Below are 11,928 nucleotides of genomic sequence, written 5' to 3' on the forward strand. Positions count from 1 at the left end.
TTGACCGGCAAGTCAAGTCTGCCTACAGTCGACCCCGTCCACTCAACAACAATAATTCGCTTGTGAGGCCTTCCGTGATCCAGTTTCTACTCAACCAGGAGCTGCGCAGTGAGCATGCCCTGGACCCCAACCTGACGGTGCTCGAGTACCTGCGCGAGCACCTGGGCAAACCCGGTACCAAGGAAGGCTGCGCGAGCGGCGATTGCGGCGCCTGCACCGTCGTGGTCGGTGAACTGGCTGCAGATGAACACGGCCGGCAGCACCTGCGTTATCGCAGCCTCAATTCGTGCCTGACGTTCGTCTCGTCGCTGCATGGCAAGCAGCTGATCAGCGTCGAAGGGCTCAAGCACCAGGGCAAGCTGCACAGCGTGCAGCAGGCCATGGTCGACTGCCATGGCTCGCAATGCGGCTTCTGTACCCCGGGCTTCGTGATGTCGCTGTTCGCCCTGCAGAAGAACAGCGACGCCCCCGACCTGCACCGCGCCCAGGAGGCCCTGGCTGGCAACCTGTGCCGCTGCACCGGCTACCGGCCGATCCTGGCAGCCGCCGAGCAGGCCTGCTGCCAGGCCGCCCCCGACCAGTTCGACAGCGCCCAGGCACAGACCATCGCCCGGCTCCAGGCGATTGCGCCCAAGGAAACCGGCGAACTCAACAGCGGCGACAAGCGCTGCCTGGTGCCGCTGACCGTGGCCGACCTGGCCGAGCTGTACGGCTCGCACCCCGAAGCCCGCCTGCTGGCCGGCGGCACCGACCTGGCGCTGGAGGTCACGCAGTTCCACAAGACCCTGCCGGTGATGATCTACGTGGGCAACGTCGCCGAGATGAAGCGGGTCGAGGCCTTTGACGATCGCCTGGAAATCGGCGCCGCCACACCGCTCACCGACTGCTATGACGCGCTGAGCCGTGAATACCCCGACTTCGGCGAACTGCTGCACCGCTTCGCCTCGCTGCAGATCCGCAATCAGGGCACCCTGGGCGGCAACATCGGCAACGCCTCGCCGATCGGCGATTCGCCGCCCCTGCTGATCGCCCTGGGTGCGCAGATCGTGCTGCGCCGGGGTCAGGACACACGCACCCTGGCGCTGGAGGACTATTTCATCGACTACCGCATCACCGCACGCCAGGACAGCGAGTTCATCGAGAAGATCATCGTGCCGCGGGCCAACCTGGCCTGGGCGTTCCGGGCCTACAAGGTGTCCAAGCGACTGGACGACGACATTTCGGCGGTGTGCGCCGCCTTCAACCTGCGCATCGACAACGGCGTGGTGGCCGAGGCCCGTATCGCCTTCGGCGGCATGGCCGCCATCCCCAAGCGCGCCCGCGCCTGTGAAGCCGCCCTGCTCGGCAAGCCGTTCAACCAGGCCGGCATCGAGCGCGCCTGCCAGGCGCTGGGCGAAGACTTCACCCCGCTGTCGGACTTCAGGGCCAGCAAGGAATACCGCCTGCTCGGCGCGCAGAACCTGCTGCGCAAGTACTTCATCGAACTGCACACGCCGCACATCGAAACCCGGGTGACCGCCTATGTCTAACCATCCTCACGTGGCCAGGAGCCAGGCCGAACTGGCCGAGCTGTTCGCCCAGGGCCTGACCAGTGGCGTCGGGCGCAGCATCAAGCACGACAGCGCCGACAAGCATGTGTCCGGCGAGGCGGTGTATATCGATGACCGCCTCGAATTCCCCAACCAGTTGCATGTGTACGCTCGCTTGTCGGACCGCGCCCATGCCCGGGTGCTGAGCATCGACACCCGCCCGTGCTACGCCATCGAAGGCGTGCGCATCGCCATCACCCACGAAGACATCCCGGGCCTGAAGGACATCGGCCCGCTGCTACCGGGCGACCCGCTGCTGGCCATCGACACCGTCGAGTTCGTCGGCCAGCCGGTGCTGGCCGTGGCCGCCTGCGACCTGGACACCGCCCGCCGCGCAGCGATGGCCGCAATCATCGAATACGAAGACCTGGAGCCGGTGCTGGATGTGGTTCAGGCCCTGCGCAAGAAGCATTTCGTGCTCGACAGCCACACCCACCAGCGCGGCGATTCGGTCACCGCGCTGGCCAGCGCCCCGCATCGGGTACAGGGCACCCTGCATATCGGCGGCCAGGAGCACTTCTACCTCGAAACCCAGATCTCCTCGGTGATGCCCACCGAGGATGGCGGCATGATCGTGTACTGCTCCACGCAGAACCCCACCGAGGTGCAGAAGCTGGTGGCCGAAGTGCTGGACGTGCCGATGAACAAGGTCGTGGTGGACATGCGTCGCATGGGCGGCGGCTTCGGCGGCAAGGAAACCCAGGCCGCCAGCCCCGCCTGCCTGTGCGCGGTGATCGCGCGCCTGACCGGGCAGCCGACCAAGATGCGCCTGCCACGGGTCGAGGACATGCTGATGACCGGCAAGCGCCACCCCTTCTATATCGAATACGACGTGGGGTTCGATGACAGCGGCCGCCTGCATGGCATCAACCTGGAACTGGCCGGCAACTGCGGCTGCTCGCCGGACCTGTCGGCCTCGATCGTCGACCGTGCGATGTTCCACTCCGACAACGCCTACTACCTGGGCGACGCCACCATCAACGGCCACCGCTGCAAGACCAACACCGCCTCCAATACCGCCTACCGCGGCTTTGGCGGCCCGCAGGGCATGGTTGCCATCGAAGAGGTGATGGACCGCATCGCCCGCCACCTGGCACTGGACCCGCTGGCGGTACGCAAGGCCAACTACTACGGCAAGACCGAGCGCAACGTCACCCACTACTACCAGACGGTCGAGCACAACATGCTCGAGGAGATCACCGCCGAGCTCGAAGCCAGCAGCGACTACCAGCAGCGCCGCGAGTCGATCCGCCGCTTCAACGCCAACAGCCCGGTGCTGAAAAAGGGCCTGGCGCTGACCCCGGTGAAGTTCGGCATCTCGTTCACCGCCAGCTTTCTCAACCAGGCCGGTGCGCTGGTGCACATCTACACCGATGGCAGCATCCACCTCAACCACGGCGGCACCGAGATGGGCCAGGGCCTGAACACCAAGGTGGCCCAGGTGGTGGCCGAAGTGTTCCAGGTGGACTTCAGCCGCATACAGATCACCGCCACCAACACCGACAAGGTGCCCAACACCTCGCCCACGGCGGCGTCCAGCGGCGCCGACCTGAACGGCAAGGCGGCGCAGAACGCGGCCGAAATCCTCAAGCAGCGCCTGGTGGAGTTTGCCGCGCGCCAGTACAAGGTCAGTGAAGAAGACGTCGAGTTTCGCAACGGGCACGTGCGCGTGCGCGATGAAATCCTCACCTTCGAGAGCCTGGTGCAGCAGGCCTACTTTGCCCAGGTGTCGCTGTCGAGCACCGGCTTCTACAAGACCCCGAAGATCTACTACGACCGCAGCCAGGCGCGCGGGCGCCCGTTCTACTACTTCGCCTTCGGCGCGGCGTGCGCCGAGGTGATCGTCGACACCCTGACCGGCGAGTACAAGATGCTGCGCACCGACATCCTGCATGACGTGGGCGCCTCGCTGAACCCGGCCATCGACATTGGCCAGGTGGAGGGCGGGTTCATCCAGGGCATGGGGTGGCTGACCACCGAGGAACTGGTGTGGAACGCCAAGGGCAAGCTGATGACCAGCGGCCCGGCCAGCTACAAGATCCCGGCGGTGGCGGACATGCCGGTGGACCTGCGGGTGAAGCTGGTGGAGAACCGCAAGAACCCCGAGGACACGGTGTTCCATTCCAAGGCGGTGGGCGAGCCGCCGTTCATGCTGGGGATCGCGCCGTGGTGCGCGATCAAGGATGCAGTGGCCAGCCTGGCGGATTATCGCGAGCAACCGCAGATCGATGCCCCGGCCACCCCCGAGCGGGTGCTGTGGGGCTGCGAGCAGATGCGCAAGGTGGTGGCGGGCCGGCAGGCAGCTGCCGAGGTGGAAACCGTTACACCGTAGTGCGCCCTTCGCCGGCAAGGCCGGCTCCTACAGGGCGTGATTGCTGTAGGAGCCGGCCTTGCCGGCGAAGAGGCCCGATCAGGCACTGAAGAGGCAACCGACTATGCACACCTGGATCAACGCCCTGTCCGACCTGCACACCCGGGGCGAACCCTGCGTGCTGGTGACCATCATCGAAGAGCTGGGCTCCACCCCGCGCAATGCCGGCTCGAAGATGGTCGTCAGCGCGACCCAGCTGTTCGACACCATCGGCGGTGGGCACCTGGAATACAAGGCCATGCACATCGCCCGGCAGATGCTTGCCGAAGGCCGCGAAACCACCCACCTGGAGCGCTTCAGCCTCGGCGCCAGCCTTGGCCAGTGCTGCGGCGGCGCCACCGTGCTGCTGTTCGAGCCCATGGGCGGCGTGCAGGCGCAGATCGCGGTATTCGGCGCAGGCCATGTCGGCCGCGCTCTGGTACCCTTGCTCGCCGCGCTGCCCTGCCGGGTACGCTGGATCGATTCGCGCGAGCAGGAATTCCCCGACACCATCCCCACGGGGGTGAGCAAGGTCGTCAGCGAGGAACCGGTCGACGAGGTCGATGAACTGCCCGCCGGCAGCTATTGCATCGTCATGACCCACAACCATCAACTGGACCTGGAACTGACCGCCGCGATCCTCAAGCGCAACGATTTCACCTGGTTCGGCCTGATCGGCTCCAGGACCAAGCGCGTGAAGTTCGAGCACCGCCTGCGCGAGCGCGGCTTTGCCGCCGACAGCCTGGCACGCATGCGCTGCCCGATGGGCCTGGCCGAGGTCAAGGGTAAGCTGCCGATCGAGATCGCCGTGTCCATCGCCGCCGAAATCATCGCCACCTACAACGCGAACTTCGGCCAGCATACCGGCTCGGCCACCACCCAACCCATTGCCAAACTGCTGCCGCCGTCACGGCGCAGCCAAGCCATTTGACGAGAGCCACATGAGCGCAACCCGCAAAGCCTACCGTGCCGCCCTGCTGCACAGCCTCGCCGACCCTGCCGAGGTGGGCGTCGAAGCATCGTATGAGTATTTCGAAGACGGCCTGCTGGTCATCGACCAGGGCAAGATCAGCGCCATCGGCCACGCCAGCGAACTGCTGCCAGGCCTGGACGCCGACATCGAAGTGGTGCACTACCAGGACGCCTTGATCACCCCGGGGTTCATCGATACCCATATCCACTTCCCGCAGACCGGCATGATCGGCTCCTACGGCGAGCAGTTGCTGGACTGGCTGAACACCTACACCTTCCCGTGCGAGCGCCAGTTCGAAGACAAGGCTCACGCCGACAAGGTGGCCAAGCTGTTCCTCAAGGAGCTGCTGCGCAACGGCACCACCTCGGCGCTGGTGTTCGGCAGCGTGCACCCTGCCTCGGTCAACGCCCTGTTCGAGGAAGCCGAGCGCCTGGACCTGCGCCTGATCGCCGGCAAGGTGATGATGGACCGCAACGCCCCCGACTACCTGACCGACACCGCCGAGTCGGGCTACGCCGACAGCAAGGCGCTGATCCAGCGCTGGCACGGCAAGGGCCGCCTGCACTATGCGGTGACCCCGCGCTTTGCGCCCACCAGCACCCCGCAACAGCTGGCCCTGGCCGGCCAGTTGCTCAAGGAGTTCCCGGACCTGTACCTGCACACCCACCTGAGCGAAAACCTCAAGGAGATCGAGTGGGTCAAGGCGCTGTTCCCCGAGCGCAGCGGCTACCTGGATGTGTACGACCATTTCGAACTGCTGGGCGAGCGCTCGGTGTTCGCCCACGCCGTTCACCTGTGCGATGCCGAGTGCCAGCGCCTGGCCGAGACCGGTTCGGCCGTGGCGTTCTGCCCGACCTCCAACCTGTTCCTGGGCAGCGGCCTGTTCAACCTGCCCCAGGCCGAGCAGCACAAGGTCAAGGTCGGCCTGGGCACCGACGTGGGCGCCGGCACCAGCTTCTCGCTGCTGTACACCCTGAACGAAGCCTACAAGGTCATGCAGTTGCAGGGCGCACGCCTGAGCCCGTTCAAGTCGCTGTACCTGGCCACCCTGGGCGGTGCGCGGGCATTGAACCTGGAGGAGCGCATCGGCACCCTGCAACCGGGCAGCGATGCCGACTTCATCGTGCTCGACTACAAGGCCACCCCGTTGCTGGACTACCGTCTCCAGCAGTCCGGCAGCATCGAGGAGACCCTGTTCGTGCTGACCACCCTGGGCGACGACCGTACCATTCGCGAAACCTTTGCCGCCGGGCGCAGCGTGCACCAGCGCTAAGGCGTTCGAAACAGGCCGCGGTACAACGCGCCGCCGATCACTGCCCCGATCAGCGGCGCCACCCAGAACAGCCACAGCTGATGCAGCGCCCAGCCACCGACGAACAGCGCCGGCCCGGTGCTGCGTGCCGGGTTCACCGAGGTGTTGGTAACCGGTATCGACACCAGGTGGATCAGCGTCAGCGCCAGCCCGATGGCGATCGGCGCAAAGCCGGCCGGCGCCCGCGAATCGGTGGCGCCCATGATGATCAGAATGAACATCGCGGTCATCACCACCTCGCTGACAAAACCTGCCCCAAGCGAGTACTGCCCCGGCGAATGCTCGCCATAGCCGTTCGAGGCAAGCCCGTTCGACAGCTCGAAGCCGACCTTGCCGCTGGCGATGAGGTAGATCACGCCGGCAGCCAGGATGGCGCCCACCACCTGGGCGATCACGTACGGCACCAGGTCCTTGAGCGGAAACCGCCCGCCCACGACCAGGCCCAGCGATACCGCAGGGTTGAGGTGACAACCGGAGATATGACCGATGGCAAATGCCATGGTCAGCACAGTCAGCCCGAAGGCCATGGAGACACCGACCAGGCCAATGCCGATCGGAAAAGACGCAGCCAGTACCGCGCTGCCACAACCCCCCAACACCAACCAGAACGTCCCTATCAATTCAGCTCCCATGCGTTTGCTCATGGGCATCGACATCAGTCAGTCCTCAAGAAGTGGTACGCCTGAAGCGCAAGCCCAACTGCTTGATGAAGGTTTGCGGGAGTGCAACAGATAGAAATCTAGCAGAGGTTGGCTCAAGTGCCAGCAGCCCTGAAAGCATCGCGGGTCAAGCCCGCTCCCACAAGGACCGAGACAATCCTGTGGGAGCGGGCTCGACCCGCGATTGCAGGCGACGCGGTATCAGCCCTTGGCCGGCACCGAGCTGCCGCGCTTCTTGGTTTGCAGCAGGTGCGAGAACACCGCGTGCAGGTCATCCGACGCACTCTCCTCGTCGAGGTTGAGCTTGCTGTCGATGTGGTCCATGTGGTGCATCATCAGGCTCACCGCCTGGGCCGCATCACGCGCCTCGATGGCGTCGATCAGTTGCATGTGCTCGTCATACGAGCAGTGCGAGCGGTTGCCGCTTTCGTACTGGGCAATGATCAGCGAAGTCTGCGATACCAGGCTGCGCTGGAAGCTGATCAGCGGTGCATTGCCCGCCGCTTCCGCCAGCTTGAGGTGAAACTCGCCAGACAGGCGAATGCCGGCACCCCGGTCGCCGCGCGAGAAGCTGTCGCGCTCGTCGCGCACCATCTGGCGCAGTTCGTTCAACTGCTCGGCGGTGGCGTGCTCCACTGCAAGTTCGGTGATGGCACGCTCGACCATGCGCCGCGAAAAGAACACCTGGCGCGCCTCTTCGACGGTCGGGCTGGCCACTACCGCACCGCGATTGGGGCGCAGCAGCACCACGCTTTCGTGGGCCAGGCGCGACAGCGCACGCCGGATGATGGTGCGGCTGACGCCGAAGATCTCGCCCAGGGCTTCCTCACTCAACTTGGTACCCGGCGCCAGGCGTTGTTCGAGGATTGCCTCGAATATGTGCGCGTAAACGATATCGTCCTGGGTGCCGCTACGACCGGCCTTGCCGGTGCGCGTGGGTTTCTTGAGGGGTTGCAGCTGTTCGTTCATGGGCGCTCGAGCACGGAGATCCACCTATCGGACCCTGACTGTAATACCAGCCAGTAGGGCGATGGCAAGTCCTGGATAGAAAATTAGACGTTCATGGTATTGACGCATTGTACACAGGCTTGGCGATTTCTGCAGAGTGCCATCACGTTATAGCCGTGGCGACAATTTACCTGCACACACCGACAAAAACATTATTTGCATTATTTGTATACAAACGCATAATCCAGCCGTGCAACTTCCTGACCCGCAGGTCAACAACAGGTCCGGTCGCCATGCCCTCCCCCTCGCAGAGCCCCCAGTCAACGCGCAGGACAAGCTCTGAACAACAAGAAAAGACGTGAGGAGTACACGCTGTGGAAAGCCGCAAACCCCAAGCCCCTACGCTGGATCTTGCCCCACCGCTCGAAACGAGCTGGCTGGAGCGGATTTTCAAACTCAAGCTGCACGGCACCACTGTCAGGACCGAACTGATCGCGGGTGTAACCACCTTCATCACCATGGCCTACATCATTTTCGTCAACCCCAACATCATGGCCGACGCCGGCATCGACCACGGCGCCGCGTTCGTGGCCACCTGCATCGCGGCGGCGCTCGGCTGCCTGCTGATGGGCCTGTATGCCAACTGGCCGGTGGGCCTGGCACCCGGCATGGGGCTGAACGCCTTTTTCACCTACACCGTGGTCGGCACCATGGGCTACACCTGGGAGGCCGCGCTGGGTGCGGTGTTCGTATCGGGTGTGCTGTTCATGCTGCTGACGCTGTCGCGGGTGCGCGAATGGCTGCTCAACAGCATCCCGCTGAGCCTGCGCCACGCCATGGGCGCGGGTGTGGGGCTGTTTCTCGGGGTGATCGGGCTGAAGACGGCCGGCATCATCGTCGCCAGCCCAGCCACCCTGATCAAGCTCGGCTCGCTGCACGAGCCTGGCCCGCTGCTGGCGGCGGCGTGCTTCCTGATGATTGCCGTGCTCAGCTATCGCCGGGTGTTCGGCGCGATCCTGATCAGCATTATCGCCGTGACACTGGCCGGCTGGGCCCTGGGCCTGGTGGAATATGGCGGCGTGTTCTCCCTGCCGCCGAGCCTGGCGCCCACCTGGATGGCCATGGACGTGGAGGGCGTGTTCAACGTCAGCATGATCAGCGTGGTACTGGCATTTCTGTTCGTGCACATGTTCGACACCGCCGGCACGCTGATGGGCGTGGCCCAGCGCGCCAACCTGGTGAACGCCGAGGGGCGCATCGAAAACCTGTCGCGGGCGCTCAAGGCCGACAGTGCATCGAGCGTGTTCGGTGCAGTGGTGGGTGTGCCGCCGGTAACCAGCTACGTGGAAAGTGCTGCAGGTGTGGCGGCCGGCGGGCGCACGGGGCTCACGGCCGTGGTGGTCGGCCTGCTGTTCGTCGCGGCGATGTTCTTTGCGCCGCTGGCGGGCATGATCCCGGCGTATGCCACCGCCGGCGCACTGATCTATGTGGCGATGCTGATGATGGGCAGCATGGCTCACATCAACTGGGATGAAGCCACCGACAGCATTCCGGCGATCGTCACGGCGATCATGATGCCGCTGACATTCTCGGTGGCGGACGGCATTGCGCTGGGCTTCATCACCTATGTGGTGCTCAAGGCCGGCACCGGGCGCTACAGGGAGATCTCGGCGAGCCTGTGGGTGCTGTGTGCGATCTTTGTGGCCAAGTTCGTGTTCCTGTAAGCACTGCGTCGGTTCAAGGAGCCTCGCCTTCGGGCGGGGCTTTTTGTTGCCTGTGCCGCTCTGCCAGCGAACAGGCCTGCAGGCACGCCCTCGAATCCGAGGCAAAAAAAAGCCCGCCAGTGAGAGCGGGCAAGGACCTACGAAGATTCATCTAGCGACCAACTAGCTTCCGCGATAGGTCGAGTAACTGTACGGCGAGATCAGCAACGGCACGTGGTAGTGATCCTGCTCGGCGCTGATGCCGAAACGCAGCACCACCACATCCAGGAACGCCGGCTCCGGCAACTGCACACCACGGGCACGATAATAGTCACCGGCACTGAACTGCAGCTGGTACACACCGCTGCGGTAATCCTCACCCTGCAGCAGTGGCGCATCGCAACGGCCATCGCTGTTGGTCAGCGCCGTGTTCACCAGCTCAAGCTGCTGGCCTTCGACCCGGTACAGCTCGACCTTGATCGAGCTGCCAGGGCAGCCATGTGCGGCATCCAGTACATGCGTGGTCAAACGTCCCATTGCGTGCGCCTCGTTTCAATCTATGGGCAAAAAATACCCGCACGGCACCAGGATGAAGCAGGGCAGCGTGCGGCTGTCGGATTATTAAGACATTTTAAGCTAAAATTGTACACAATAAATTCGACGATTTTGCTAGCCTGCCGAGCGTGGCCTGTAAATACGCCATCAGTCGCAAAGCCGCGGTCCTGGCGGACGCTATCGTCATTTACTGACCAATCAGGCAGGTTTCTTGCAACCTTTTTCAAGGCCAAATGGCGGAAGAAATGCGAAAAAACAGGCTTACAAATCGTCAATAAAGTTGTATACAATCACTCCATCGTTGTGGCCGATGACCTGACTCAGACACCACACCCCCGTTTTCACGTACAAGAAGGAAGGCTGCAGTGAGCGCTGATTATCCTCGCGACCTGATCGGTTACGGCAACAACCCACCCCATCCGCGCTGGCCGGGGAATGCCCGCATCGCTTTGTCTTTCGTGCTCAACTATGAAGAAGGTGGCGAACGCAACATTCTTCACGGGGACAAGGAATCCGAAGCCTTCCTTTCCGAGATGGTCTCGGCGCAGCCCCTGCAGGGCGCCCGCAACATGAGCATGGAATCGCTTTACGAGTATGGCAGCCGCGCCGGTGTGTGGCGCCTGCTCAAGCTGTTCGAAGACACCGGCGTGCCGCTCACCGTGTTTGCCGTGGCCATGGCCGCCCAGCGCCACCCCGACGTGATCCGCGCCATGGTCGCCGCCGGCCATGAGATCTGCAGCCACGGCTACCGCTGGATCGACTACCAGTACATGGACGAGAACCAGGAGCGCGAGCACATGCTCGAAGCCATCCGCATTCTCACCGACCTCACCGGCGAGCGCCCCCTGGGCTGGTACACCGGCCGTACCGGGCCCAACACCCGCCGCCTGGTGATGGAGGAAGGCGGCTTCCTCTACGACAGCGACACCTACGACGACGACCTGCCCTACTGGGAGCCCAACAACCCCACCGGCAAGCCGCACCTGGTGATCCCCTACACCCTGGACACCAACGACATGCGCTTCACCCAGGTGCAGGGCTTCAATTGTGGCGAGCAGTTCTTCCAGTACCTCAAGGACGCCTTCGACGTGCTCTACGCCGAAGGTACCGAGGCGCCGAAGATGCTCTCGATCGGCCTGCACTGCCGCCTGATCGGCCGCCCGGCACGCATCGCCGCGCTCAAGCGCTTCGTGGAGTACGCCAAGAGCCATGAGCAGGTGTGGTTCGCCCGGCGCGTGGACATCGCCCGCCACTGGCATGCCACCCACCCTTTCCAAGCCGAGAGCGCCAAATGACCGACTTCAAGACCCTCAAGCCTTCGACCCTGGACCGTGCCGCGTTCGTCGCCGCCTTCGCCGACATCTACGAGCACTCGCCGTGGGTCGCCGAAAAAGCCTACGACCTGGGCCAACTGCACGAGCTGGACCAGATCGAAGCCCTGCACCAGCGCATGAGCGACATCCTGCTCAGCGCCGATCACGCCAGCCAGCTGGCCCTGATCAATGCTCACCCGGACCTGGCCGGCAAAGCCGCCGTCCAGGGCGAACTGACCGAATCGAGCACCAACGAACAGGCTGGCGCCGGCATCCACCAGTGCACCGCCGAAGAGTTCGCCCGTTTCACCGAACTCAACGACGCCTACAAGGCCAGGTTCCAGTTCCCGTTCATCATGGCGGTAAAAGGCAGCAACCGGCACCAGATCCTCGCCTCGTTCGAGAAACGCATCCACAACTCGGTCGAGGCCGAGTTCAAGGAAGCCCTGGCGCAGATCAACCTGATCGCCCTGTTCCGCCTGCAGCAGCTGTAACCGGCGCGCCTTGGCAGGCACTGGCCTGCCGG

The 11,928-nt window shown here is 64.0% G+C and carries 10 protein-coding genes; 7 read left to right on the forward strand and 3 right to left on the reverse strand.

What is annotated here, in order from left to right; all coding sequences use genetic code 11:
• The first annotated feature begins 74 nt into the window (after positions 1–74).
• The 4 genes from xdhA (at position 75) to guaD (ending at position 6,185) form a co-directional block, all read left to right on the forward strand.
• Complete coding sequence (gene xdhA, locus MF6396_RS10410; RefSeq protein ID WP_078480255.1) at positions 75–1,529, forward strand: xanthine dehydrogenase small subunit; 1,455 nt, start codon at positions 75–77, stop codon at positions 1,527–1,529.
• Positions 1,522–3,921 (forward strand): xanthine dehydrogenase molybdopterin binding subunit, encoded by a 2,400-nt coding sequence (gene xdhB, locus MF6396_RS10415; RefSeq protein ID WP_078480256.1) that lies wholly within the window; start codon positions 1,522–1,524, stop codon positions 3,919–3,921. The genes xdhA and xdhB overlap by 8 nt, the downstream gene beginning before the upstream one ends.
• 103 nt (positions 3,922–4,024) lie before the next feature.
• A complete protein-coding gene (xdhC, locus tag MF6396_RS10420) occupies positions 4,025–4,870 on the forward strand; it encodes a xanthine dehydrogenase accessory protein XdhC (protein WP_054915594.1) in 846 nt (281 codons plus the stop codon).
• Positions 4,871–4,880: 10 nt separating this feature from the next.
• Positions 4,881–6,185 carry a guanine deaminase gene (gene guaD / locus MF6396_RS10425; RefSeq protein ID WP_058542039.1) on the forward strand — a complete coding sequence of 435 codons (1,305 nt, stop codon included), beginning with the start codon at positions 4,881–4,883 and terminating at the stop codon, positions 6,183–6,185.
• Here guaD and aqpZ read toward each other — a convergent pair.
• Together aqpZ and MF6396_RS10435 are read right to left on the reverse strand one after the other, a co-directional pair.
• Positions 6,182–6,880, reverse strand: coding sequence for an aquaporin Z (aqpZ, locus tag MF6396_RS10430; RefSeq protein WP_043862354.1), 699 nt, complete (start codon positions 6,878–6,880; stop codon positions 6,182–6,184). The genes guaD and aqpZ overlap by 4 nt on opposite strands.
• A 204-nt stretch (positions 6,881–7,084) precedes the next feature.
• Positions 7,085–7,852: a GntR family transcriptional regulator gene (locus tag MF6396_RS10435; RefSeq protein ID WP_043862353.1), complete on the reverse strand. Its 768-nt coding sequence runs from the start codon at positions 7,850–7,852 to the stop codon at positions 7,085–7,087.
• A 353-nt stretch (positions 7,853–8,205) separates the two neighbouring features.
• Between MF6396_RS10435 and MF6396_RS10440 the strand changes: the two genes are divergently transcribed.
• Positions 8,206–9,555, forward strand: a complete 1,350-nt coding sequence (locus MF6396_RS10440) for an NCS2 family permease (protein ID WP_078480257.1) — start codon at positions 8,206–8,208, stop codon at positions 9,553–9,555.
• A 162-nt stretch (positions 9,556–9,717) separates the two neighbouring features.
• Here the strand turns inward: MF6396_RS10440 and uraH are convergent, their stop codons facing one another.
• A complete protein-coding gene (uraH, locus tag MF6396_RS10445) occupies positions 9,718–10,071 on the reverse strand; it encodes a hydroxyisourate hydrolase (RefSeq protein WP_043862351.1) in 354 nt (117 codons plus the stop codon).
• 383 nt (positions 10,072–10,454) lie between these two features.
• Between uraH and puuE the strand changes: the two genes are divergently transcribed.
• Together puuE and uraD are read left to right on the forward strand one after the other, a co-directional pair.
• On the forward strand, positions 10,455–11,384 hold the full coding sequence (gene puuE / locus MF6396_RS10450; RefSeq protein WP_078480258.1) for an allantoinase PuuE: 930 nt from the start codon (positions 10,455–10,457) through the stop codon (positions 11,382–11,384).
• Complete coding sequence (uraD, locus tag MF6396_RS10455) at positions 11,381–11,896, forward strand: 2-oxo-4-hydroxy-4-carboxy-5-ureidoimidazoline decarboxylase (RefSeq protein ID WP_043862349.1); 516 nt, start codon at positions 11,381–11,383, stop codon at positions 11,894–11,896. Before puuE ends, uraD begins: the two co-directional genes overlap by 4 nt.
• Positions 11,897–11,928 lie beyond the last annotated feature (32 nt).

The sequence above is a fragment of the Pseudomonas sp. MF6396 genome, from assembly GCF_002018915.1.
Classification (GTDB): domain Bacteria; phylum Pseudomonadota; class Gammaproteobacteria; order Pseudomonadales; family Pseudomonadaceae; genus Aquipseudomonas; species Aquipseudomonas palmensis.